Origin of the sequence: Kocuria atrinae, assembly GCF_039531425.1 — a bacterium.
Lineage (GTDB): Bacteria > Actinomycetota > Actinomycetes > Actinomycetales > Micrococcaceae > Kocuria > Kocuria atrinae.
Genome location: NZ_BAAAQA010000015.1, coordinates 29,246 through 54,555, shown reverse-complemented (window position 1 = coordinate 54,555; position 25,310 = coordinate 29,246). Strand labels below are relative to the sequence as shown.

The 25,310-nt window shown below is 64.3% G+C and carries 20 protein-coding genes; 7 read left to right on the top strand and 13 right to left on the bottom strand.

Translation table 11 applies throughout. The annotated features are described in order from the left end of the window. Positions 1 to 167 precede the first annotated feature (167 nt). A complete protein-coding gene (locus ABD283_RS06810) occupies positions 168 to 632 on the top strand; it encodes a Rieske (2Fe-2S) protein (protein WP_344224228.1) in 465 nt (154 codons plus the stop codon). 44 nt (positions 633 to 676) lie between these two features. Here the strand turns inward: ABD283_RS06810 and dxs are convergent, their stop codons facing one another. The 4 genes from dxs to ABD283_RS06790 all read right to left on the bottom strand — a co-directional run bounded on the left by dxs (position 677) and on the right by ABD283_RS06790 (position 9,216). Continuing rightward, positions 677 to 2,689 carry a 1-deoxy-D-xylulose-5-phosphate synthase gene (gene dxs, locus ABD283_RS06805; protein ID WP_344224227.1) on the bottom strand — a complete coding sequence of 671 codons (2,013 nt, stop codon included), beginning with the start codon at positions 2,687 to 2,689 and terminating at the stop codon, positions 677 to 679. 193 nt (positions 2,690 to 2,882) lie between these two features. Next, a complete protein-coding gene (gene acnA, locus ABD283_RS06800; RefSeq protein WP_344224226.1) occupies positions 2,883 to 5,690 on the bottom strand; it encodes an aconitate hydratase AcnA in 2,808 nt (935 codons plus the stop codon). Between the two features lie 140 nt (positions 5,691 to 5,830). Further along, positions 5,831 to 7,246: a class I SAM-dependent RNA methyltransferase gene (locus ABD283_RS06795; RefSeq protein WP_344224225.1), complete on the bottom strand. Its 1,416-nt coding sequence runs from the start codon at positions 7,244 to 7,246 to the stop codon at positions 5,831 to 5,833. Further along, on the bottom strand, positions 7,243 to 9,216 hold the full coding sequence (locus ABD283_RS06790) for an APC family permease (RefSeq protein ID WP_344224224.1): 1,974 nt from the start codon (positions 9,214 to 9,216) through the stop codon (positions 7,243 to 7,245). The genes ABD283_RS06795 and ABD283_RS06790 overlap by 4 nt, the downstream gene beginning before the upstream one ends. A 64-nt stretch (positions 9,217 to 9,280) precedes the next feature. On the opposite strand from ABD283_RS06790, the gene ABD283_RS06785 reads away from it, so the two are divergent. Both ABD283_RS06785 and ABD283_RS06780 read left to right on the top strand, forming a co-directional pair. Beyond that, positions 9,281 to 10,009 carry a potassium channel family protein gene (locus tag ABD283_RS06785; protein WP_344224223.1) on the top strand — a complete coding sequence of 243 codons (729 nt, stop codon included), beginning with the start codon at positions 9,281 to 9,283 and terminating at the stop codon, positions 10,007 to 10,009. Further along, positions 10,006 to 10,779 (top strand): potassium channel family protein, encoded by a 774-nt coding sequence (locus ABD283_RS06780; RefSeq protein WP_344224222.1) that lies wholly within the window; start codon positions 10,006 to 10,008, stop codon positions 10,777 to 10,779. Before ABD283_RS06785 ends, ABD283_RS06780 begins: the two co-directional genes overlap by 4 nt. Here ABD283_RS06780 and ABD283_RS06775 read toward each other — a convergent pair. From ABD283_RS06775 to dut, 4 genes are all read right to left on the bottom strand, one after another. Continuing rightward, positions 10,691 to 11,326, bottom strand: coding sequence for a DUF3159 domain-containing protein (locus ABD283_RS06775; protein WP_344224221.1), 636 nt, complete (start codon positions 11,324 to 11,326; stop codon positions 10,691 to 10,693). The genes ABD283_RS06780 and ABD283_RS06775 overlap by 89 nt on opposite strands. Positions 11,327 to 11,418: 92 nt before the next feature. Next, a complete protein-coding gene (locus tag ABD283_RS06770) occupies positions 11,419 to 11,796 on the bottom strand; it encodes a hypothetical protein (RefSeq protein ID WP_344224220.1) in 378 nt (125 codons plus the stop codon). A gap of 4 nt (positions 11,797 to 11,800) precedes the next feature. Next, positions 11,801 to 12,583, bottom strand: coding sequence for a DUF3710 domain-containing protein (locus tag ABD283_RS06765; protein WP_344224219.1), 783 nt, complete (start codon positions 12,581 to 12,583; stop codon positions 11,801 to 11,803). A 46-nt stretch (positions 12,584 to 12,629) separates the two neighbouring features. Further along, positions 12,630 to 13,091: a dUTP diphosphatase gene (gene dut, locus ABD283_RS06760; protein WP_344224218.1), complete on the bottom strand. Its 462-nt coding sequence runs from the start codon at positions 13,089 to 13,091 to the stop codon at positions 12,630 to 12,632. Positions 13,092 to 13,172: 81 nt separating this feature from the next. On the opposite strand from dut, the gene ABD283_RS06755 reads away from it, so the two are divergent. Then, complete coding sequence (locus ABD283_RS06755) at positions 13,173 to 13,697, top strand: DUF3093 domain-containing protein (RefSeq protein WP_344224217.1); 525 nt, start codon at positions 13,173 to 13,175, stop codon at positions 13,695 to 13,697. Positions 13,698 to 13,781: 84 nt separating this feature from the next. Here ABD283_RS06755 and ABD283_RS06750 read toward each other — a convergent pair whose 3' ends face one another. Beyond that, positions 13,782 to 14,081, bottom strand: coding sequence for a DUF4193 domain-containing protein (locus ABD283_RS06750; RefSeq protein WP_095798898.1), 300 nt, complete (start codon positions 14,079 to 14,081; stop codon positions 13,782 to 13,784). A gap of 331 nt (positions 14,082 to 14,412) precedes the next feature. Here ABD283_RS06750 and sepH point away from each other — a divergent pair, with 331 nt between their 5' ends. Next, entirely contained in the window at positions 14,413 to 15,750 is a 1,338-nt protein-coding gene (sepH, locus tag ABD283_RS06745; RefSeq protein WP_344224216.1) for a septation protein SepH, read from the top strand. A gap of 131 nt (positions 15,751 to 15,881) precedes the next feature. Beyond that, positions 15,882 to 16,511 carry a hypothetical protein gene (locus ABD283_RS06740; protein WP_344224215.1) on the top strand — a complete coding sequence of 210 codons (630 nt, stop codon included), beginning with the start codon at positions 15,882 to 15,884 and terminating at the stop codon, positions 16,509 to 16,511. A gap of 143 nt (positions 16,512 to 16,654) precedes the next feature. Here ABD283_RS06740 and ABD283_RS06735 read toward each other — a convergent pair whose 3' ends face one another. The 4 genes from ABD283_RS06735 to ABD283_RS06720 are packed head-to-tail and all read right to left on the bottom strand — an operon-like array spanning position 16,655 to position 22,651. Further along, positions 16,655 to 17,788 carry an alkaline phosphatase family protein gene (locus ABD283_RS06735; protein ID WP_344224214.1) on the bottom strand — a complete coding sequence of 378 codons (1,134 nt, stop codon included), beginning with the start codon at positions 17,786 to 17,788 and terminating at the stop codon, positions 16,655 to 16,657. Further along, positions 17,785 to 18,504 (bottom strand): DUF5998 family protein, encoded by a 720-nt coding sequence (locus ABD283_RS06730; RefSeq protein WP_344224213.1) that lies wholly within the window; start codon positions 18,502 to 18,504, stop codon positions 17,785 to 17,787. Before ABD283_RS06730 ends, ABD283_RS06735 begins: the two co-directional genes overlap by 4 nt. Before the next feature lie 46 nt (positions 18,505 to 18,550). Continuing rightward, positions 18,551 to 19,945, bottom strand: a complete 1,395-nt coding sequence (locus tag ABD283_RS06725; RefSeq protein ID WP_344224212.1) for a serine/threonine protein kinase — start codon at positions 19,943 to 19,945, stop codon at positions 18,551 to 18,553. Positions 19,946 to 19,957: 12 nt separating this feature from the next. Next, on the bottom strand, positions 19,958 to 22,651 hold the full coding sequence (locus ABD283_RS06720; protein WP_344224211.1) for a bifunctional acetate--CoA ligase family protein/GNAT family N-acetyltransferase: 2,694 nt from the start codon (positions 22,649 to 22,651) through the stop codon (positions 19,958 to 19,960). 70 nt (positions 22,652 to 22,721) lie between these two features. Between ABD283_RS06720 and ABD283_RS06715 the strand changes: the two genes are divergently transcribed. Then, positions 22,722 to 25,307 (top strand): DNA gyrase/topoisomerase IV subunit A, encoded by a 2,586-nt coding sequence (locus ABD283_RS06715; RefSeq protein WP_344224210.1) that lies wholly within the window; start codon positions 22,722 to 22,724, stop codon positions 25,305 to 25,307. Positions 25,308 to 25,310 lie beyond the last annotated feature (3 nt).

The window sequence follows — 25,310 nt, the reverse complement described above, 5'->3', positions numbered from 1 at the left end:
CCTTTCATTCCTTCGAGGCAGCCATCATGGCACCCCTTGACTGGTACACATCCTACTGATCTTCACCCGAGCTCCCCTAGTTGACGCACTGACTACCGGCCAGTCGCACCAAATTGCCAGGGTCGAAATCCTAAACTGGGAACACTCAGACCAGCGAGAGGATCCCAGTGAGCACGGAACAACATCAACAGTCCGAAACGTCCGAAGCCCCGGTCTTCCCGACGCGCCGCCGTGTGATGGGTGCTGCGGGCCTGGCATCCGTTGCCGCCGTCGGACTCAGTGCGTGCGGTGGTTCGGACGAGGAAACCAGCGACTCGAGCACCCCTCAGGCACCCGCCTCTCCCGTGGACGTAGCGGCCACCTCGGAGGTTCCCGTGGGCCAGGGCCTGAAGGTCGAGAAGGACGGTCTCCAGGCCGTGGTGGGCCAACCGACGGAAGGTACGTTCAAGGCCTTCTCTCCCGTGTGCCCCCACGAAGGATGCGTGGTGAATCCCGCCAACAAGACCTACGTGTGCCCGTGCCACAGTTCGACCTTCGACATGGCCACCGGTGACGTCCAGGGTGGGCCCGCAACCAGCGGACTGACCGAATACCCCGTGACCGTTCAGGGCGACCGGATCATCGTGGGCTGAAACTACACGTGATTCGGGGGGTCCGAGAGATTCGGACGAGCCCGCTACGCGCCATCCACCCGCCGCATGTGGCTGGTCTGGGTGGCGCGTACTTTTTCCTCGTCCGCCGGCCGGGCATAGGGCACCCTGGTTCCGAGTACGGAAGACAACGTGTTCTGGGCGATCCGCTGCGCGGTGAGTCCGGTCTGTTCGAAGATCTGCTCGCGGGTCGCGTGGGCCAGGAACTCGGTGGGCAGCCCCACTTCGTTGAGTGCGGTGTCCACTCCGGCCGAGCGCATCTCCTGGCGGATCAGTGAACCAATGCCGCCGGCTCGCACGCCGTCCTCGATGACCACCACGATCCGGTGCAGGGCAGCCAGTTCCACCACGGACTTCGCCACGGGGAGCACCCAGCGCGGGTCGATCACGGTGGAAGACACACCGTGCGCGGACAGCCGTTCGGAGACGTCCTGGCTGATGCCGCACATCGCGCCCACGCTCACGATCAACACGTCACGGCGATCCGTGCCCGGTTCGGTCGGGTCGCCGTTACGGACCAGGATGTCCACGCCGTCGGAAAGTCGCTCCAACGCCGGCGACGGCGCTCCCACCGTTCCCTTGGGGTAGCGCACCACGGTGGGTGCGTCCTCCACGACCACGGCCTCACGCAGTTCTTCGACCATGGTCGCCTCGTCGCGGGGCGCTGCCAAGTGCAATCCGGGAATGATCTGCAACAGCGCGAGGTCCCAGATGCCGTGGTGACTGGGTCCGTCAGGACCGGTGACACCGGCTCGATCCAGCACCACGGTCACACCGGCCTTGTGCAGGGCCACGTCCATCAGAAGCTGGTCGAAACCGCGGTTCAGGAACGTCGCATAAAGACCCACCACGGGGTGCAGACCGCCAAAGGCCATTCCCGCCGCCATGGTCAGGGCATGCTGCTCGGCGATGCCCACGTCCACCACGCGGTCGGGGTGTGCCAGCTGCATCTTTTGCAGGCCCATGGGAATCAACATGGCGCCGGTGACGCCCACGATGTCCCCGCGCTCATCAGCAATCGCCGCAATCTCGTCGCGGAAAACGTGGGTCCAGGTACGAGAGGACGAGGTCGCGGTCGGTTTACCGGTGGAGGGGTCGATCACGGGCACAGAATGGAACTGATCGTTCTCGTCCAACCGGGCAGGCAGGTATCCGTGGCCCTTCTCGGTGATCGCGTGCACGATGACCGGCCCGCCGAAATTCTTGGCATTACTCAGGGCCTGTTCCATGGCATCCAGGTCGTGGCCGTCAATGGGACCCACGTACTTCATGCCGAGGTCTTCGAAAATACCCTGCTGGACCACCACATCCTTGATGCCCTGCTTCATCCCGTGCAGGCCCCGATAGACGGCCTCGCCCAAATGCCCGGACTCCTGGAGCAGGCCCTTGACCTTCTCCATGGTCTGTTCGTAGCGACGATCGGTGCGCACGGCATCCACGCCCTGTTGTACACTGGCCTGCAGTTCCTGCAAGCGATTGGCGAAGCCACCCACGGTGGGCGCGTAGGAACGGCCGTTGTCGTTGACCACGATGACGACCTTGCGGTTCTTGTCGGAGGCGATGTTGTTCACGGCCTCCCACGCCATGCCGCCGGTCAGAGCGCCGTCGCCGATCACCGCCACGGTGTGGCGGTCCCCCTGGCCCGTCATTTGGTAGCCGCGCGAAATCCCGTCCGCCCAGGACAGGGACGACGACGCGTGTGAGGACTCCACGATGTCGTGTTCGGATTCGCTGCGATCCGGGTAGCCGGCCAGGCCGCCCTGCTGGCGCAACGTGGAAAAGTCCTGACGACCCGTCAGGAGCTTGTGCACGTAGGACTGGTGGCCCGTGTCGAAGACGATGGAGTCGCGCGGTGAGTCGAACACTCGGTGCACGGCAAGGGTCAGTTCAACCACGCCCAGATTGGGTCCCAAGTGGCCGCCCGTGGCCGCGACGTGGGTGATCAAGAACGAGCGAATGTCTGCAGCCAGTTGTTCGAGAGCCGCTGCGTCCAGTCCTCGCAGATCGGACGGGCTCTTGATGGTCTCCAGAAGCGTCATGCGTGCTCTCCGTGCCTTTGAAAGTTCGGGATCGGTCAATGCAGTGTCGGTCAACAGCACACTGTCGGTCTGCCCCGAGGTACCGTTCGATCTTACTCGCCATTACCGACAGCACCGCACAGGCACCCGGTTAAACAACTCGGCCGGTGGTCCCCGAGGGGACCACCGGCCTTGTCGTCAGGCTACGTGAACCTTACTTGGCGATCTGACGCAGCACGTACTGCAGGATGCCACCGTTGCGGTAGTAGTCAGCTTCACCCGGGGTGTCGATGCGCAGGTCCGCGTCGAACTCCACGGTAGAGCCGTCTTCCTTGGTGGCGGTGACCTTCAGGGTCTTGGGGGTCTCGCCCTCGTTCAGAGCGGTCACACCCTCGATGTCGAAGGTCTCGGTGCCGTCAAGGCCCAGCGAATCAGCGGACTCGCCCTGGGGGAACTGCAACGGCAGAACACCCATACCGATCAGGTTGGAGCGGTGAATACGCTCGTAGGACTCGGTGATGACCGCGCGCACACCCAACAGCGAGGTGCCCTTGGCGGCCCAGTCACGTGAGGAGCCGGAGCCGTATTCCTTACCGCCCAGAACCACCAGCGGAACGCCGGCTTCCTGGTAATTCACGGAGGCGTCGTACACCGTGGACTGCGGGCCGTCGGGCTGGGTGAAGTCGCGGGTGAAACCACCCTCCACGCCGTCCAGCAGCTGGTTCTTGATGCGGATGTTGGCGAACGTACCGCGGATCATCACCTCGTGGTTACCACGACGGGAACCGTAGGAGTTGAAGTCCTTGCGCTCCACACCGTTCTCGATCAGGTACTTACCGGCCGGGGTGTCCGACTTGAAGGATCCTGCCGGGGAGATGTGGTCGGTGGTGACCGAATCGCCCAGCTTCAGGAGCACGCGAGCGCCCTTGATGTCCTCGACCGGGGAAGTCTCCATGGTCATGCCCTCGAAGTACGGTGGCTTGCGCACGTAAGTGGAGTTGGGATCCCACTCGAACACGTCACCGGTGGGAGTCTCCAGGTTCTGCCAGCGCTCGTCACCGTCAAAGATGGTGCCGTATTCGTTGGTGAACATCTCGGTCTCGATGGAGCGGTCGATGATCTCCTGGACCTCGGTCGGGTTCGGCCAGATGTCCTTGAGGTAGATCTCGTTGCCGTCCGAGTCCTGGCCCAGGGCTTCGTTCTCGAAGTCGAAGTCCATGGTGCCGGCCAGGGCGTACGCGATGACCAGTGGCGGAGAAGCCAGGTAGTTCATCTTGACGTCCGGGTTGATACGACCCTCGAAGTTACGGTTACCCGACAGCACCGAGGTGACCGCGAGGTCGTTGTCCTGGATGGTCTGCGAGATTTCCGGCTCGAGCGGGCCCGAGTTACCGATGCAGGTGGTGCAGCCATAGCCCACGATGTAGAAGCCGAGCTCCTGCAGATCCGGGACCAGTCCGGACTTCTCGTAGTATTCGGTCACGACCTTGGAGCCGGGAGCAATAGAGGTCTTGACCCACGGCTTGGCCTTGAGACCCTTGGCCACGGCGTTGCGGGCCAGCACGGCTGCAGCCATCATGACCGACGGGTTCGAGGTGTTGGTGCACGAGGTGATCGAGGCGATCGAAACTGCACCGTGGTCCAGCTCGAATTCGCGGCCGTCCTCCATGTTGACCTTGACCGGGTTGGACGCGCGACCCTGGACATCCTCTGCCTCGTGGTCACGGGGTCGCTCGGAAGCGTCCTGCTCCTCGGTCGCATCGTGCGACGGGGAATCGGAGGCGGGGAACGAGGTGCCGTTCTCGCTGCGGTCCTTGACGATTTCCTGGCCCTCAACGTAGTTGACGAGGTCGTCGCGGAACTGCGGCTTGGAGCGGGTGAGCTCGATGCGGTCCTGCGGGCGCTTGGGGCCGGCGATCGAGGGAACCACGGTGGACAGGTCCAGCTCGAGGTACTCGGAGAATGCGATCTCCTCCGAGGGGTCGTGCCACATGCCCTGTTCCTTGGTGTACGCCTCGACCAGTGCGACCTGCTCCTCGGAGCGGCCGGTCAGACGCAGGTAGTCCATGGTGACTTCGTCGATCGGGAAGATCGCGGCGGTCGAACCGAACTCGGGCGACATGTTGCCGATGGTGGCGCGGTTGGCCAGCGGCACAGCGGCAACGCCCTCGCCGTAGAACTCCACGAACTTACCGACCACGCCGTGCTCACGCAGCATCTCGGTGATGGTCAACACCACGTCGGTTGCGGTGGCGCCGGAGGGGATCTCGCCGGTGAGCTTGAAGCCCACCACGCGCGGGATCAGCATGGAGATGGGCTGGCCCAGCATGGCGGCCTCGGCCTCGATGCCGCCAACGCCCCAACCCAGCACGCCGATGCCGTTTTCCATGGTGGTGTGGGAGTCGGTGCCCACGCAGGTGTCCGGGTAGGCACGAACCGTGCCGTCCACCTCGCGGGTCATGACCACGCGGGCAAGGTTCTCGATGTTGACCTGGTGCACGATGCCCATGCCCGGGGGGACGACCTTGAAGTCGTCGAAAGCGGTCTGGCCCCAGCGCAGGAACTGGTAACGCTCGCCGTTGCGCTGGTATTCGATGTCCATGTTGCGCTCGATCGCGTCCACGGAACCGAAGGCATCGATCTGCACGGAGTGGTCGATGACCAGCTCGGCAGGTGCCAGGGGGTTCACACGGGATGCGTCACCGCCGAGTTCCGCAACGGCCTCGCGCATCGTGGCAAGGTCCACGATGCAGGGAACGCCGGTGAAGTCCTGCATGATGACACGGGCAGGGGTGAACTGAATCTCCGTGTTCGGCTGGGCTTCGGGATCCCAGTTGGCCAGGGCTTCAATGTGCTTCTCGGTCACGTTGGCACCGTCTTCGGTGCGCAGCAGGTTCTCGAGCAGAACTTTCAAGCTGTAAGGGAGTTTCTTGGCCCCCTCTAGTGCATTGAGTCGGAAAATTTCATAGTCGGTGCCGCCGACGTTGAGTACGCCTTTGGCTCCAAAGCTGTCCACAGTCATGGTGTGGAACTCCTCTCGCCACCGTTTGAATGCGTTCGCAGCTGTCAACGGGCTGCCTTCAAGCATCCCGGGCGCGCACGAACGGTCACCCCACAGTGTAGCCTGTGCCACTTGCACTGACCGGGAGATTCGGCCGTGGGTCACTCATTGCGCCGCAGCACCGCCACGGCTTCCACATGATGGGTGTTCGGGTACAGATCGAAAGCCTTGATGTTGGTCACTTTCCACCCACGGCGTGACAACCGTCCGAGATCGCGCCCGAGAGCAGCAGGGTCACAGGCCACGTAAACGATGGTGTGCGGTTCTGCGGCATCAATGGCGGCCAGTACTTCCTTGGCCGCACCCGAACGTGGCGGGTCCAGAATGACCACGTGAGGCTCGGGCGCGCGCACCGCAGGACGTTTCTGCCCTCGTGAGGCCCCGTGGCGGCGTCGTGCGGGGTTACGTCCCGTCAGAATCCGGGCTACGTCCCCCCTGGTGACCCGCACGTGCTTGGCTTCCGAAAGATTGTCGCGGGCATCGGCGGAAGTCACCGGTGATCCCTCCACCGCGAAGACCTGACCTTCAGTGCCCACGGCGCGGGCCGCGGCGGCGGTGAACAGCCCGGCACCGCTATAGAGGTCCCACACGGTCTCCCCCGGTTGGATCTGCGCCGCGGTGAGCACGGCATCGACCAGGGCCTGCGGGGCCCCGCGGTGGATTTGCCAGAATCCGGTTGGGCTCACGCGCCAGGTCAACTGCCCCTCGCCGGGCAGGTCGAGAGTTTCGCGCACCGAGGGCTCTCCGGCCCAGGTCTGGATCTCTCGGTCCTCCGGAGATTGCGCGGTCACCGAGACTTCGTGCTCACTCCCCCACTCAGCAAGCCTGCGACGCAGTGCGGACACCGTGTCCGGATCCTGCCGCGGGCGCAGGCTCACGTGCAGCAGCGGCTGGCTGCCGTTGGCCGGTGCAGCCATGTCCAGTCGAGCGGCACCGGGAACAGAGAGCTGCCACGGGGCCAACTCCTGAATAGCCGGGGTGGCCAACGGCATGTCCGTGATCGGAATCAAGTCGTTGGACCGGTGCGGGTACATGCCCGCAGTACCGTCCTCGGTGACGTTCAGGTGCAGTCGAGTCCGCCAACCGGTTCCGTCCGCAGATTCGCCCTCGAGCGCTGCTACTTGGCCCCGCCAATCGATGCCGGCCAGGTGATCGAGTTGCTCGGCGATCACGGAGCGCTTGAGTTCGCGTTGGGCCTCGAGCGTCAGATGTCCGAATTCTGCACCGCCCACGGGCAGGCGACCTTCTTGAGCGGCCGACACCGCGTCCGCTGCGGCCCACGGGTGCCGCTCCCGGCGATCCGCTGAAGGTTCGAGTACCTCGACCACATCCCCGCGCCAGAACTTGGCATCCTCACCCTGATCAGTGAGGCGCACCCGGACCAATTCCCCCGGCGCACCATGCCGCACGAACACCACACGGCCCTCCGGCGAACGCGACACCATGTGCCCTCCGTGAGCGACCCCGGTGAGTCGGAGCGTCAGCTCATGGGCAGTATCGGGTTGATCTTCGGTCATCCTTGGTTCTCCGTGAGTCGTAGTTCGCGCACCGATTCCAGGTGCCAGGGAACGGAGGCAATCATCACGCCTCGTTCGAAGTGCAGTCGCGCCTTGAGCGGTCGAATGGCCTGATTATGCAGGAAGCGTTCCCAACCGCGTCCCACAACATATTCGGGCAGGTAGACGATCACCAAGTCGCGAGGTGATTTCTTGCGGATCCCCCGCACGTGGGAGATGACGGGGCCAATGCTGTCGCGGTAGGGCGAGGCCAGAACCGTGATGGGGACCGGGAATTCAAGCCGCTGCCACTGCCGCAAGATTTCTTCGGTACGCGCGCGATCGGTGTCCACGACCACCGCTTCCAAAGTGGACGGCCGGGAAGCTCGTGCGTAGGTCAGTGCGCGCACCACGGGCTTGCGTACCGAGGTGACCACGATCAGCGCGTGCACTCGCGAGGGCAGTGCGCGCACCGGGGAATCCGGGTCGACTTCCAGCTCCCGATCCACGGATTGGTAGTGATGGCCGATGGCACGCATCCACAGTGTGAGTAGCGCAATGGCCACAATGGTGAGCCAGGCCCCCTGCGTGAGCTTGGTCGCCAACACCACCACGAACACCGCAGCACAGAAAATCAGGGCCACTACCGCGACCCCTTGCCGCACGGCGATCTGGCGGGTCGTCGCCTTGGTGGTCCGGGTGCGCCGCACGCGCGCCCAGTGCCGCACCATGCCCGCCTGCGTCAGCGTGAACGCGAAGAACGCACCCACAACGTACAACTGGATCAAGCTGTTGACGTTTGCCTCGAATATCACGGTGAACAGAGCTGCCACGATCGAGAGCAGCACAATGCCGTTGGTGAACGCGAAGCGGTCCCCACGCGATTGCAATTGGCGCGGCAGCAAGGCGGCGCTGGCAAGTCGGGAGGCCAAGGTGGGGAAACCGGAGAAGGCAGTGTTGGCAGCCATGAACAGCACACCCACCGTGACGGCCACGAGCACGTAGAACCACACCGACTCCACACCGGCGATGGTCTGAGCGAGCTGGCCGAGGATCGGTACCTGGAAGAAGTCATCGCCCGGGCGTTGCCCGTTGATCAGCAGTTGCTCGTCCGCGTTCATCACCACGACCGCGCGGGTCTCGCGGGTGAGATACAAGACACCGAGGAGCAGCACCGTGGACAAGGCCCCGAGATACGCGAGGGTTCTCGCGGCATTGAGGGCTTTGGGTTTGCGGAAATACGGCACCGAATTGGTAATGGTCTCCACACCGGTCACGGCCACCGCACCGGATGAGAACGCGCGCAACACCAGGACCGCCCCGGCCAGACCCACCAGTCCGGCGTCCATTCCTGCCGCGGGCAGCACCTGGTAGTCCGCCGACGGCGCTCGGTCCAGTGTCCCCGTCAGGTTCTGTACCAGCCCGGCCACGATGAGGATGAGGACAACGCCCACGAATGCGTAGGTGGGCACGGTGGACGCCCGTCCCATGAATTGGAGCCCGCGCAGGTTGAGAAGTCCGACTATGGCGATGCCACCTAGCGCCACCCAGGCTTGATGCCCCACGAACCATGGCACCGCCGAGGCCACGTACTGGGCCGCTGCGGACATGGACACCGCCACGACCAGTGTGTAGTCCACCAAGAGTGCGGCACCCACCATGGCGCCGGAGGGCCGCCCGAGGTTCTTGGACGCGATCTCGAAATCCGCGCCTCCGGAGGGATAGGCCCGCACATTCTGCCGGTACGCGGTGATCAGGACAATCAGCACCACCAGCACCACGATCCCCACCCAGGGTGAGATCGCGATGGCCGCGGTACCCGCGAGGGCGAGCGTCAACACGATCTCGTCCGGAGCGTAGGCCACGGACGAGAGAGCATCGGAAGCAAACACCGGTAGTGCCGCTCGTTTGCGGAGCAGGGTTCCGCCGGCGCGTTCGTTGTGGAGCGGTTTCCCGATGAGGACGCGGCGGGCAAGTTGGGACAGGTGCACGATTCAACACGCTAGTACCTCTCGGGGGTCTTGTCCCGAAGCACGGAGAATTATGCTGAGCCACATGGCGCATTTTGTGATCATGGGTGTCGGCCGCGTGGGGATCTCCATTGCGCACGCCCTTGAGGATTCCGGCCACACGGTGGCGGTCATCGATCAGGACGATCGGGCCTTCCGAAAGCTCCGTCCCTCTTTCGGCGGTAAAAAAGTCACGGGCCACGGTTTCGACCGGGATGTGTTGCGCCGGGCGGGCATTGAGGAGGCCTATGCGTTCGCGGCGGTCTCGAGCGGTGACAACTCGAACATCATCGCGGCGCGAGTTGCCCGGGAGACGTTCAGGGTCAAGCACGTGGTCGCACGCATCTACGATCCCAGTCGCGCGGAGTTCTATCAGCGCATGGGCATTCCCACGGTTGCGTCCGTGCGCTGGAGCTCGGACCAGGTGTTGCGGAGAATCCTGCCGGAGCACGCAATCACCGGTGATTTCCGGGAGGCCTCCGGGCGATTGCAGCTGGGCGAGCTTCCGCTGCATGATTCGTGGTCCGGGTTGCACCTGGGCCGTATCGAGGAGGCTGCGGGTGTGCGGATCGCCTTCGTGACCCGGTTCGGGGAAGGAATCCTCCCGGCTTCCGACTCCAGCTACCAGCAGGGAGATATCGTGCACGCCATGATGCGCGTGGAAGACGTCGAGAACGTGGCCCGGATCCTGTCCAAACCGCCCTCGGACGAAGTCATGGAGGCGGTCGCCTTGGCCGCCACTGAGGAACGCGGTTACGGACGGGAGCGGTCATGAGAGTCATCGTGGTGGGCGGAGGATCCGTCGGATCCTCCATCGCCCGTGAACTGGTCTCACATGGCCACGAGATCGTGGTGATCGATGCGACGTCGGACGTCATCGGGCGGTCCAATTTGCGGGGTACCCAGTGGGTCGTGGGTGACGCGTGCGATCTGGAAGTACTGCAGCGGGCCAAGACGGAGGTCGCGGACGTGGTCGTGGCGGCCACCGGTGACGACAAGGCCAACCTGGTGGTCTCATTGCTGGCACGCAGTGAATTCGGCGTCCCTCGCACCGTGGGGCGCGTGAATAATCCCAAGAACGAATGGCTCTTCGACGAAGCTTGGGGCGTGGACGTGGCCGTTTCGACTCCGCGGCTCATGACCGCACTGGTCGAGGAGGCCGTGGAGGTGGGCGACGTCGTGAGGCTGTTGAGCTTGCAGACCGGAGGCGCCACGCTGGCCGCCTACACGGTGCCCCGCGAACACCCGGTGGTGGCGTCCACGGTGTCCCAGGTGCCGTGGCCGCCCGAGGTGGCCCTGGTGGCCATCCTCCGTGACGGTATCCCCATCACACCTTCCGGCGACGACGTGTTGGAAGGGTCGGACGAGTTGTTCTTCATTTCCACCGCTGAGGGTGAGGAACAACTGCGGGCCATGTTCACTACGGCGCAGGATGTCCCCAACACCGCCGAGAGCTCTAACGGGGAGGTCGAACGGGCCGGGTCATCATCCACCCGAGCCACAACACCAACGCGTACAGCGGAACGCCCATCACCAGGCGAGTGACGCCCAAGGCCGCCACGTTCTCCGCGAAGTACAGCGGAACCTGCACGAGCAGACGCGCTGCGAACATACCGATCAACAACAGCGTGGCCCGCTGATAGGCCGTGCGGCGTTGCCGATCCTTGCGCCACTCCATGCCTTCACCGCGCACGTAACCGTAGAAGACGCCCAGTAGCGGCCACCCGACCGCTGTCGAGATGGACAGCCCGATGAACCACGCAATGTTGATGAAGAATCCGGGCACGTAATAGTCGAGCGCTTGCCCACCCGCGCGGGCGAACAGTGCACACACCGCCACGCCGATCAGGCCGGTGATGGACTGCATGAGCGATTGCCGCTGCGCCAGGCGGAGCACCGCGAACCCCGCCGCCGCGGCCAGGGAGGCGATCAGGGCGATGCCCAGTTGCTGGCTCAGCAAGAAGACGACCAGGAAGATCAGACCGGGCAGAACCGCCTCGATCAGCCCGCGCCAACCGCCCACGGCGTGCAGCACGTCCAGTTGGCCGTGTTCGTCACGTCGGAGCCCGGCGCGCGCGGCGTAGTCCCTCATGGCTTGTTCCATGGACGGCTGCCGTGGGGGCCCGTCTTGTGGTTCCTGTTCTCCCGGTTGTTGAGGGGGTGGAGGTGGAGTTGTTCCGTGGCTCACCGGCTGATCCTCCTGGGAGTGACGATCTCGTAACGCGGGTTGTACATGGTCGGCACGGAATCGTTGAACGACACCACCGCTACGCACCGCAGTTTGGTTCCGGCCATCACGCCGGGGACGCTGCGCTGACCCTGCCACAGCAACTTGACGTAGGAATCCCCACCCCCGAGTTGCCGATCGGACCGGTTCTGGACGTGCAGCACGGCCTGATACACGGGCGCCTCGGTCGCGGGCGCAAAGGTGACTTCCGTGACCTCGCCCACCACCATGACGCGACGCCGCTGGGACGACGACGTCGCCGGATCGAGATCCTGCGCACCCGCATCGCGCTCACCCACAACGTCGATGGCACCGGTGATCGGGGACGTGGCCACCGGCTCAGCCGATTTCAGTGATCTCGGGGCCGCGGCGCGGTGCGCTCACCGGCGGCTGCGGATCCGTCGCGGGCTGATCCGGAGTCTGCGCCTTGGGTGCTTGGCCCTCGGGTGCCTGTGGCGTGGCGTTCTCGGGAACCTTGAACTGCAACAGTTCGCGCGGGGGCATGGGATCCTGGCCGCGCACGATCACCAACGACCGCACGACGTCGTCGAGTACTTCAGCGGTGGTCGAGGGCATGGCACCGCCCCCGGTGTACACGGCTCGCAGGAACCACCGGGGTCCGTCGATACCGACGAAACGGGCCAAGCGGTAACCGGGTCCGCCGGACGCGGTCGTTGCTGTGAATTTCGCATTCACCTGAAGCCCGAGGGGGCCCTCTGCCACGGTCGCTTGGCCTCCGTCGCGACGCAGACCTTCCGCCAATTCCCGGCGGACATCGTCCCACAAGCCACTGCTCTTGGGAGCCGAGAAGGCTTGCAACTGAATCGACCCGTCCTTGTAGTCGACGTTCAGCGCGCGCGGGCGTTGGGTTTTTTCATCCAGGTCCATGCGCACGGCCACCCCGGCCACGGGCTTGAGCAGGATGCATCCGAGGTCTACGTATTCTTTACGCTCGCCCTTCATCTCGGACTCGTCCCACGGCCCCAGGGCGCGGGGATCCGATGCCGACGCGGCGTCCTCCGTGGGAGTTTCCTGGTCCTGGTCTTTGACCTGCGGCTCGGCCTCGGCGACGGCGTTACCGTCCACCTGAGCGTCCTTGCCACGCTTCTTACGTCCAAACATGTGAGCTCCGTTTACTGTCTGCGAGTCTGTGTCTCGGTGGCGTGGTTCAGTGGGTTCCGGAAGAACCGAAGCCGCCCGCGCCGCGTTCGCTCTGGGGCAGCTCGTCCACTGCCTCGAAGCGTGCCGTTTCCACCCTCTGAATGACGAGCTGAGCGATCCGCTCGCCTCGGCTCACCGTGTAGGTTTCAGAGCGGTCGGTGTTGAGCAGACACACTTTGATTTCACCGCGATACCCGCTGTCCACGGTGCCGGGGGCATTGACCACGGTTAATCCGTGCTTGGCGGCCAACCCCGATCTGGGGTGCACCAGCCCCACGTACCCGTGCGGAATCGCTAGGGCCACCCCGGTGTCGATCAGTGCCCTCTGACCTGGTTCCAGAACAGTTTCGTGGCGAGCCCGCAAATCGGCTCCGGCGTCCCCGAAGGTCGCGTAGGCGGGAGGGGCCAACTCGGGATCCAGCATCTCGAGGGCCACGGTCACGGTGTGGTTACCGGCTACATCAGTCACAATCCACCACTCTAACGCGGTGCACCATGGGCCGCTGAATGCACGTGGAAGACTCCTAGCAAGCTGTGGGAAAGTGGAGCCATGACCTCTCACGATCCGCACGCCACCACGGCTTCCGAACCGGCCACCCCCGAGCACCCGACGTCCGAACCCGTGGTTCAGTACCAGGAGCGGCTCACCGTCGCGTGGTGGATGTGGCTCGTGGTTCTCTTCGTGGGAGCAGCATCCTTCATCGCCTTGGCACCCATCAACATGGCGGTGGGCATCATTGCGGCCATCGTGATCATGGTGATCATTGCGTTGATCCTCTATCTCGGCTCACCACGGATCACGGTCACGGATCAGGATGTTCGAGTGGGCCGCGCGTACATCGAACGCCGTTTCGTCGGAGAAGCCGAGCCATTGCGCGGCGATGCCGTTCGGGTGGCGCGCGGCCCCGATCTGGATGGGCGGGCTTTCATGAACTTCCGCGTGTCGGTACCGGACATGTGCCGGATCGAGATCGTGGACCCTGTGGATCCCACTCCGTATTGGCTCACGGCCACCCGTCATCCGGAGGAACTCGCGGAAGCCATCAATGCCGGCCGCGCCTCGGATCCTGCGTAAAACTGCTTGAAGTGACGTACTGAGAAAAGACCGGGCGGTCACCATCTGGTGACCGCCCGGTCTTTTCACGTCACAGGCTGTGGGTCAGCCCATGCATTCGAAGCAGAACTTCACGCCGTCGCGCTCTTCGGCGAGCTGCGAACGGTGACGCACCAAGAAGCACGAACCGCACGTGAACTCGTCTTCCTGAGCAGGCAGAACCACCACGGAGAGTTCTTCGTTGGAAAGGTCTGCGCCGGGGAGCTCGAAGCTTTCGGCGGCTGCAGCTTCATCTTCGTCGACGCTACCGGACTGCTGATCCGAACGACGAGACTGCAGCTCCTCGATCGAGTCTTCCTTGAGGTCTTCGTCCTGCTTACGCGGCGCGTCGTAATCTGTGGCCATGTGTGAATCCGCTCCAACCGGTCTTCGCGAGATCGCTGTGGGTGTCGAGACCCTGACGTTCTGGGAAAAATGCCGGGTCCGTGTCGCGTAGATTGTTCACCATCGACCGGGAAAAATCCAGCCCGAAACTCTCGATCTGAAATGTGAGTCGCATTCCATCCCTCCGGCCGGGCGTCCACAGGTCTTCGCTTCCACGGTCCAGGCGCTCCAAACTTGCGGAACTGCCGGGGGAAAACGGTCCGGGGCCCCGATCGAACCACTAGACTGGCACGACATGAGCGGCAGGAATTTCTCTGACAGCATTACTTTCTGCCGGTAAAGGAAGGACAGCATGGACCAGTTGCACCTGGTGGGTGTGCACGATGACGGCGAACACCTCATCGTGGAAACCACCGATTCACAGCGTTACTCGCTGAAAATTGATCAGCAGTTACGACAGGCGGTGCAGCACGCGCGGAAGAAAACCCCCGCGCGTGGCCGTGTAACGGGCCAGTTCGGCCCCCGTGACATCCAGGCTCGGTTCCGCGCAGGTGCCAGTGTGGAAGACATCGTGGCCGAGTCCGGATGGGAACCGGAGCGTGTCAAACGCTATGAATGGCCGATCCTGGCGGAGCGCGGCCACATGGTGCGGGAGGCTCTCAAAGTCAAGATCGCCGGCACGAGTCCTTCCCATGATGGATACCGTTCCGTGTTCGAAGGCGAGCCTCGAACCCTTGAGCAAACCGTGCGTCATCGCGCGCAGAACACCGGCGTGGCCGTGGATTCCCTGGATTGGGATGCTTGGCAACGCGAGGATCAGCTCTGGACCCTGCAGTTGTCCTTCTCCGTATCTGACCGGGATCAGGCACCCAACGACACCAACGGGCCTGCGGAGTGGACCTACAATCCCGCCAATCAAACCGTGCGGCCCGTCAATGACTGGGCGAGCGCACTGGGCCAGGAGCCGCACGAGTCCGGACCGCTGGGTGTGCCTGCACCGGCCGTGAGCCACGCGCCCGCGCCCAACGCCCAGGTGGAACAACTTCAGCGTGAGGCCAGCCAGGCGGACGAACTGCTGGACGTGTTGCAGTCCCGCCGTGGCCGCCGTCTGGGTTCGGACTCCGAAGAGGACGAGCGCCTGGCCGAGATCCTTGGCCGAGGTATGGGCCACGTGGACAGCCGCCCCCGGCCCATTGGTGCCCCGGAAGATTCCCCGCTGTTCGATCAGCCCATCCAGCCCGCCGCAGCGCGCGTCGCAGAGGACCGTGCTCTGCAGGAGGACGCCGGCATCGAGATCGTCGATGACTCCACGACCGCAACAGAATCCCCTGAGGTTTCGTCCGAGGAACCGGACCAAACGGCGTCGCCGTCGTTGCCCGAGGCTGTCACCGCGGGAGACGGACCGCAGCTCACCGTAGCCGCGGACCCGGAGGATTCTGTGGCCGTCCTGAAACCACAGGATCAGGGCGATCAGGGCGAACAGGCCGCACAGTCCGGGTCTCCGGAGGCGGAATCCGACTCGAACCAGGAATCGTCTGTCGAAGAGACCGAATCCGAGCCAACGCCGCCCCAGGAACAACCGCAAGAGCAGCCGAAACGGGCCCCGGGTCCGCGTGGCCGCACCGGCAAGGCCAAACGCTCTTCGGTGCCCAGCTGGGACGAGATCGTGTTCGGTTCCAACTCGAACTAGTGTTGGGGAGCACTCCGCGAGGACTGCAGATTTGCTCGCGGACACGCTAGAGTCATCAAGGCAGATTGGGCTCAGGGGAGAAAGCGGTCCAGCTTTGCTCTGGCAATTCATGGATTCGAGGGACGCATTGCATGGGTAATTCCATCCAGGACGATTTGTTTGGTGCCGACGAACCGGATGCGGAAGCAACCGGTGGTTCCAACGATCCCGAAGGCGGGGGAATCCGTCGTTTCATGGCACCCCTCGTGCTCGGGTTGGCAGCACTCCTCGTGCTCGTAGGTGTCGGCGCGCTCGCTTTCACCGGCCTGTCCAACTCCCAGGATGACCAGGAACCGGCCGATTTCGCGACGGAATCCGCAACGCCGTCTCCCACGCCCAGTGCAACTCCGAGCCGCACACCCTCCCCCACACCGGTGGAAACCACGCCGGCCCCGGAGTACGTGCCTCCTGCTCCACCGCCCGTGGCTCCCCCGGTTGCTCCGCCGCCGCCGCCCGCACCGGTGCCCCCGGCACCCCCGGCACCACCAGCGCAGCCGACCGCCAAGGCGCCCGAGCCCACCAAGAAACCCGAGCCGACCAAGAAACCGACATCGGCTCCCACGAAGGAACCGACCACGGCTCCGAAACCCACCAAGGCACCGACGCAGGCTCCCAAGCCGCCGACCACCAAGGCACCGGCAACTCAACCGCCGCCGCCCAAGCCGCCGACGACGCCCAAGGCACCTGCTCCGCCCAAGCCGACTCCCAAGTCCAGCAACTAATGCTCAAAGGCCCGATTCGCACTCCAGCGAATCGGGCCTCTTCGAGTTCGAGCGTCAGTGGCGAGGCGACGACGCCGCCGCGAGACCTTGCGCGGTCACCGCAATGATGCAGCCACAGCTGCGGTGGTCAGGGAACCGAGAGGTCACCACAGCAGCGCCGGGATCAGGCGTTCGGCGTCAGTGAGGGAACCGTGCTGGCCCACCATGTTCAGGGGCTTGCTGCCCTGCCGTGACACGTCGTAAATAGCGATTGGTTCTCTGCCGAGCACCCACACGTGGCCCGCTCTCTCCAGGACAGCGGGATTCGGATCGCCGCCGAAATAACCGCCCGAGGCGAGGTCCTTCCGAGTGGCGACCCACACGGCGTCGCCGAAGTGTTCCTGCCATCGGGTAGCGATCTCCGCAGGATCAGCCCCCGGTTCGACATGCAATTGCACAGCGCGCGGCTCACCGGCGGTGTGCCTCACCCCGTCCAGCAGACCGGGTACGGAGCTCGCGTCGAAGCGGTGCTCGGGGGCCACGTCCACCATTCCGTGATCCGCCGTGAGAATCACGCGCGTATTGGCGGGGAGCTTCTGGACCAGTCGCTTGACGGCGGAATCCAGTTCCTCGAGTGCCTCGAGCCAATACTCGGATCGCCAGCCCTTGGAATGGCCGATCTTGTCGAGTTCGTCCCAGTAGAAGTAGACCAGCGCCCGCTTGCCCTCGCGCAATTCTTCGAGAGCGGAAGCGGTGCGAGCGAATACGCCCTCGGCACCCTTGAAACGGCCACCCCTCAGGGACGCACGCGTCAACTCCGAGTTCTCGAAGCGAGGCTTGCTGACGGTGACCGCATCCACCGTGTCCTCCGCTCGGTTGAACACCGTGCGGTGGGGTTGCCAGACCTCCGGGTCGATCTGCGGGTTCCACTGGCCCAGCATGTTGACCACGCGGTCCTGAGCAGGATCCACCACGTCGTAACCGAGCATGCCGTGTTGGCCCGGGGGCAGCCCGGTTCCCAGGCTCGACAGGGACACAGACGTGGTCGTGGGGAAGGCTGCGTCCAGATCGCCCAGTGACTGGGCCTTCCGGAGCGTCGGAGCGTACCCGGAGTACTCGCTGAGTAACTGAGAACCCAAGCCGTCCACGAGCACCACCACGTAACGCTGCGCTTTAGGCAGTCCCAACGTATTGGAAACATCCGGAACGCCTATCGCCGCCGCCGCTGAGGACATCACGTCCGCCACGCTGCGGCTGCCGTACCGCGGGGCCGCGGGAAAATCGGAGGGTAGCGTCATTGGGATTTGCGTCCGGAATCCCGTCCCGTGAAACGGTGACCGAAACGCGGCCGCTGCACGGGTGCCTCCGATGGTCGTCGATCAGTCAGAGAACGCTGATGCGGCGACTGAGCAATTTGCGCGCCCGAATCCGTCACGGGCGCCAGGTTTGCACGGCGCAGTGTGCGAGCGAACTCACGCGCACCTTCCACCGCGTCCTTGCCGTCCGCTTCCGAGCTGATGCGCATCACCACGTCCTCGCTGGCCGCGGTTCCGGTGTAACCGTGATCGGCCTGGCATTCGGGGTCTTCGCACATGGCCGGGTACAGCTCGAGCTGCTGCGTGCCGGTCCAGCTCACGGCCAGGGTCAGCTCCATGATGGGGGTGTCCGGACGGTAGTTCTGCGGTTGGTGGTACGCGTAGCTCAGCGTCACGGAGCGGATCTGCGAGATCCCCACCGTCTCGGTGGACACGCGTGCCACTACATCACGGCCGGTGTCGTCGAACTGCTGATCGTCCACGTGGGTGATGTGCAGAACATCCTCCGCGAGCACCAGAACGGTGATGTGCCGGTGGAGTTCGGTGTTGTTGAAATGGGTTTCCAACTGCACCAGGTGCGAGACGGGCTGCCTGCCGTCCAGGGAATCGCGCACCACGTCCTCGACGAGCTGCGGATAGAACCCGGCTGTGCTGATGTCCTGGATCAAGCGCGAGCCATCGGGAGCTGAATACGTCATGGGTTCATTGTCCTTCACTTTCCCCTACTCTGCGCAATTGTCGTGGTCATGGTGTGACCACGCACGACAGCGAACCGTCTTCTTGTTCCGTGCACACGGGTGTCACATCCATGCTCGGTTCTTGCGGGGCCGACGGCGTTGGGGGCGCGTCCGGCGTTTGGGTCACCTCGGGTTCCGAGCCGGTCACCTCATCGAGCCAAGAGCTCAGCGCCGGTCCGGCGAGAACGTAACCCGCGGTCAAAGCGATCCCGGCCAGCAGCAGGGCCAAAATGACCCAGGGCATCCGTGAACGTCTGGTGCGTTTCGCCGTTGCGGCAGGTGTCGGTCGCGGTGTGGGCGAGGGTTCCTCGCTCGGCACGTGCGGAACAGCTTCCGTGGCCGGAACTTCCTGTACCGGGAGGGCCTCGGTGGCTTCTCCGGTGCTCGTTAAGTTGCCGAAAGGGTTCAACGGGTCATCCGAGATCCTCGGTAGTTCCGCCGCTTGCCTCGCTTCGTCTCCCTTGCCTCGCACGGCATGCCATTCGATGCGCGCCGTAGGAGCTTCCTCCGAAAGCGGCAACACCGCCGCATCGGGAACCACGGACAGCTCTCGCTCGGTCGTGGGTGAGAGCACATCGAAGATTTCGAACGGCTCCCCCTCCGCCGTCAGCGACTCCTGACTCGCCCGGTTGGCGGATCCCTCCCCGAGATCCCGGATGGCAATCTTCGCAGCCGCAATGCGTTGTTTCGGCTCGTTGCTGAGCAGGCCTGCCACGTGCCCCCGCAGCTGCGGTGAATCCGGGAACAGGCCCTCCACGGCAGCGGGTTCCAAGGGATTACTGAGGTCCACGTGAGGATCCACGAGTCGCACCGCCGTGACACCGGCGGCATACAGATCTGTGGAGATGGCCGGTTCCATGGGGCCGTATGCCTCGTGCGGAAGATAACCCGGAGTTCCCACCACCGTTCCCGTGTGGGTCAGGCGGGCGTCCTCCGCTCGAACAGCAATGCCGAAGTCCGCAAGCCGTGCCCACGGCCTACCCGATCCGGTAGGTTCCATCAGCACGTTGCCCGGTTTCACGTCCCGATGGATCCAACCGCGAGCGTGTACGAACTGTAGTGCCTGGAGGAGTTGGTAGAGGATCTCCTCCGCCACAACATCGGACACGGCGCCGTTGTCCCCCAGCGCAGCTTCCAGAGTTCCGCCACTGACCAGGGGCATGGCGATGGCCACGTATTCGTCCTCGGCGGCCCAGCCGTACGGGGCAACCACGTGCGGGTGGTCAAGCTTCACGGACTGTTCCCGCACAAAGCGCAAGAGGTCTGCCGAATCCCGCTGACGCAGTACCTTGGCGGCACATTCCTGATGTAGTTTGTGGTCCATGGCGCGCCACACCGCCCCGCTGCCACCCTTGGCAATGGGTTCCAACAGTTCGAAACGCCCAGCTATCGTGTCCGACACGCGATAAGTGACCTAGCTCCGCATGGCCCGGCGGGCGCTGTCAGTGCGCTGCCCCGGGTCACCCAGAGTGATGGTTGCGGACAGCACCGTGACCACGGAGCCGGACAGCAGAACCGGGTTGAGATCAATGGAGGCCGTTTCCGGGAATTGGTCCTTGAGCAGAGCCACCCTGTTGATGAGGTCCTCCACACCGGTCGTGTCCACTGCGGGAACACCCTGATGACCGAACAGTTTCTTGGACGCCTTGGGAGCCCGGACCATCCGGGATATGTCCTGATCGGTCAGCGGCGGAACCCGATGAGCCCAATCGTCGAGCAGGTTGACCGCGTCCCCGGCCATACCGAACGACAGAACGGGTCCGATCAACGGATCTTCAATGGCTCGCACAATCACGGTCTGGCCGGTCGCGGCCATGGACTGAACTTCGAAGTCAGACGTTCCGAAGCTCGCAAGCGCCCGCTTCATGGTGGTGATTGCGGCTCGAAGCTGACCTTCGTCCTCGATGTTCAGGGCGACTCCGCCCAGGTCCAGGCGGTGGCGCAGGTGCGGGTCGGTGGTTTTCAGGGCGACCGGATACCCAAGCCGCGCTGCCGCCTGTACCCCCTCATCCGGATCAGCGAAGCGTACGGACTCCAAGACACCGATACCGGCGTGCCCCAGGAGGTCGGTGGTCTCTTCCGGAGTCAGTTCGTAAAGCCGGTCCCCGGGGATCTGAGGCCTGAGCTTCTCGAGGAACTTCTCGATGGCATCGTGGTTGAAATCTTCGGGGATCTCGACATGGCCGTGGTCCTGGTCGCGCCAGTGAGAGTACGTGACCACACTGGACAGGGCGACCAATGCGGCACCGGGGGAATCAAAGCACGGGAGGGAAGCGCCGTCGTCGGTGGTGTGCACCGTGGCCGTCTTGGCCTCACTGCCGAATTGACCGGTGAACACGCCGATCGCCGTGCATTCTGCGTTGCGGGCTTCGCGGGCAATCTGGTCCACCAAAGCCTGGTGATCGAGACCCGGCACGGGCATGAGGACAACCACCAGACTGGAAACATCCTCGCGGGAGGCATTACTGCGCACCGCATCCACAATGGCCTGGTGTGCGTGCTGCGGGCCCTGGCTCGTGTCCACGTTGCCGTCCGACACGACCGGCTCCAGACCCAGGCGGATCCCGGAATCTTCCGCCAACTGGGACAACGCCAGCGCATTCGACACCACCGCGACCCGGTTGTTGGCGGGAACGGATTGGCTCTCCGCTATCGCCGCGATGTCGAGCAGCTGTTCGGCCGTGGCGGCACGAATGACCCCGGCCTGCTTGAACATGGCGTCGAGTGCGCCGGCGGGAGCCTGGGTGGTGCGTCCCGTGTGCCCCGGGGGCAGCCGCAAACCGGTGACCTCGGACTTGGCCACGATGACCGGTTTGGAACGCGACAGGCGGCGCGCAATGCGGGAGAACTTACGCGGATTACCCACCGACTGCAGGTACAGGCCGCACACGGTGGTGGACGGGTCGTCCTCCCAGTACTGCATCATGTCGTTGCCGGAGACGTCCGCCCGGTTACCGGCGGACAGGTAGCTGGACAGCCCCACGTGATGGCGGCGCGCGGCACCGTAAACCATGGTGCCGATGGCTCCGGACTGGGAGAACAGCCCCAGTCCCCCGGGCTGGGGCATGCGCGGCAGCACCGATGCGTTGAGACTGACTTCTTCCGACGTATTGATGAATCCGAGACTTGCCGGTCCCACCACGCGCATGCCGGAGGCACGGGCGATGCGCACCAGTCGGCGCTGATGAGCTGCACCTTCTGCACCGGCCTCGGCGTAGCCGCCGGTCATGATGATCACGGCCTTGGCGCCCGCTCGCCCGGAGTCCGCGATCGCTGTCTCTACGGCATCACGCGGAACAGCGATGATTGCCAAATCAATTTTTTCGGAGATTTCCTGGACGCTCGTGACGAACGTGAGACCGTCCCTTTCATACGGGGTGTTACCCACTCCGTAGAGAGTTCCGGAATAACCACCGTTCAGGACGCCCTCCACCGCGTGAAACCCTGCATGATCGGGGTCCGACGATGCGCCGATCACCGCGACCACCTCCGGAGACAAGAGGTCCTGGATCGAACGGGCCTCTGCGCGGTGCTCGCGGGATTCCATGACGGCCAGGGATTTCTCGGTGGGGTCGATGTCGAAGTCCACCACCACCACGCCGTCCTCGAACTGGCGGGACACGTCATAACCGGCTTCGACGAACACATGGAGCATCTTGCGGTTCTCGGGCAGCACTTCGGCGGTGAAACGGTCAATGCCGTTCTCTCGTGCCGCCGCGGCCAGATGTTCCAACAGGATGGAACCGATACCGCGGCCCTGGTGGTGATCGGAAATCATGAACGCGACTTCCGCCACGCGATCCGAGGTGCGGTCATAGCGGCCCACACCGATCATTTTGCCGTCCAGCAACAAGATGAAGCAGACACGGTCCACGTGGTCCACGGTGGTGAACCGCACCAGTTCCTTCTCGGACAGCGACGGTTTGTACGAGAAGAACCGGAGGTAGATGCTGTCTTCGGACTGTTTTTCGTGGAAGTCCGTGAGCAACTGCCGGTCGTCCGGGCTAATGGGGCGCAAATGCGCGGTCGCACCATCCCGCATGATGACGTCTGCTTCCCAGTATTCGGGGTAGGACGGTGACTGCGTACCTTCATCGTGAGAACCCATAGACTTCAGGGTAGCCAACCGCGTGACCTCCCGACAGGTACACGCCGATTATTCGAGGAGTTGCCGCTAGATGGCCCGACGTCGTTCAACCACCCGCTCCGAGCAGGACGAGCTGCCCGAGGATTTCACCGAGCACATTGTTGACATTGATGTCACGCAGGAAATGGAAACCAGTTTCCTCGAGTACTCCTACTCGGTGATCTACTCCCGCGCCCTGCCCGACGCGCGGGACGGCCTGAAACCGGTGCAGCGACGCATCTTGTTCATGATGGACCAGATGGGCCTGCGCCCGGACCGCGGCCACGTCAAGAGTGCGCGCGTGGTGGGCGAGGTCATGGGTAAGCTCCACCCCCACGGTGACTCGGCCATTTATGACGCCATGGTGCGCATGGCACAGTCCTTCGCCATGCGCCTGCCCTTGGTGGACGGCCACGGCAACTTCGGTTCTCTCGACGACGGCCCCGCGGCACCGCGCTATACCGAAGCCAGAATGGCCCCGGCTGCCCAGGCGCTCACGGGTGACCTCGACGAGGACGTCGTGGACTTCGTGCCCAACTACGACAACCAGTTCCAGCAGCCCGGTGTGTTGCCCGCGGCCTACCCGGCTCTGCTCGTCAACGGCGCTACGGGCATCGCTGTGGGTATGGCCACCAATATGGCCCCGCACAACCTGCGCGAGGTGGTTGCCGGAGCACGGCACCTGATCCTGAACCCAGAGGCCACGCTCGAGGACCTCATGAAGTTCGTGCCCGGCCCGGACCTGCCCTCGGGCGGTCGCATCGTCGGTCTGGAGGGCATCAGGGACGCCTACCGCACGGGCCGTGGCTCGTTCAAGACTCGGGCCAAGGTGTCCATCGAACAGGTCTCGCCCCGTAAACAGGGCATCGTGGTGACCGAGCTGCCCTACATGGTGGGCCCGGAGAAGGTTACCGAGAAGATCAAGGACGCGGTCCAGTCGAAGAAGCTGGCCGGCATCTCGGACGTGGTGGATCTGACCGACCGCACCAAGGGATTGCACCTGGTCATCGAGCTGAAGAACGGGTTCAACCCCCAGGCCGTGTTGGCTCAGCTGTACAAGCACACGCCCATGGAAGATTCGTTCGGCATCAACAATGTGGCGCTCGTGGACGGGCAGCCCCGTACCCTGGGCCTGCTCGAGATGCTGCGGGTCTACACCGATCACCGCCTGTCCGTGGTGCGCCGCCGCACGGCGTTCCGGTTGGCCAAGCGACAGAACCGCCTGCACCTGGTCGAGGGTCTGCTGATCGCAATCGTCGATATCGACGAGGTCATTCAGATCATTCGTTCCTCCGAGCAGACCGCGGAGGCCCGCGACAGGTTGATGAAGGTCTTCGACCTCTCCCGCGCCCAGGCCGAACACATCCTGGAACTGCGGCTGCGCCAACTCACCAAGTTCTCGCGCATCGAGCTCGAGGCCGAGCGAGATCAGCTGCTCAAGGAAATCGCGGAACTCGAAGCAATCCTCGGTTCGGATCAGAAGCTGCGCCAGGTCGTGGCCGATGAGCTCGAGGAGGTCGCGGAAAAGCACGGCGACGATCGCCGCACCGTGCTGCTCGAAGCCGAAGATCTGCCGGCCGTGACATCGGCGGCGAATGCGAGCGGCAAACGCAAGCAAGCGGCGTCGTCGGTGACCCTGGAAATCAGCGACGATCCGTGCTGGGCGTTCGTCTCCACGACCGGCCGCATGGCGCGCACCAACGCACGCACCCCGCTGGCCGACGCGTCACGGCGTTTCAAACACGATGCGCTCTCCAGCGTGCTGCCGACCACCGCGCGTGGCGAGATCGGCGCTGTCACCTCCACGGGCCGCATGCTGCGCGTGTCGTGCATCGACATTCCCGTCCTCCAGGATTTCGACGGCGTTCCCCGCCTCGCAGACGGCGTGCCCGCCTCGGATTTCCTGGGCCTGGACAAGAACGAGCACCTGGTGGGACTGGTGCCCCTCAACCAGGTCTTCGCTGTCGGCACCGAGCAGGGCATCGTCAAACGCGTGAATCCGGACTACCCGCTCAACCTGGACCAGTGGCCGGCCATCAAGCTCAAGGACGGTGACCGCGTGATCGGGGTGGCCGCGTGCCCGGACACCGCGGAACTGGTGTTTGTATCCTCAGACGCCAAACTGCTGCATTTCGGTGCGGACCTCGTGCGACCGCAGGGACGCAATGCGGGCGGTGTTGCCGGTATGAAACTGGCCGCCGGCGAGCGGGCGATCTTCTTCGGCGCGGTCAAGGAGGCCGACGCCACGGTGGTGGTCACCCAGGCCAAGTCCCAGGATCAACTGCCGGACATGGGCGAAGCATCAATCAAGGTAACACCGCTGTCCGAGTACCCCGCGAAGGGCCGCGCCACCGCCGGCGTGCGAGCCCAACGGTTGCTCACGGGCGAAACCGAACTGAACCTGGCGTGGGTGGGCCACGGACCGGGCAAGGCCGTCTCGGCTGCCGGTGTGGCCCGCAACCTACCCAACGAGTACGGCCGCCGGGATGGTTCCGGTGTGAGCGTGGACCGCGCAGTGCATGCCGTGGGCCCGGCTCTCGGCGGGCTGCCTGTGCCGGGGTTGGAAGCGGCCGAGGATTCCTCCTCCGCGGCTGAACCAGCTTCCGCCGAGCAGGACACGCTGCCCCTGGACGGCTGAACC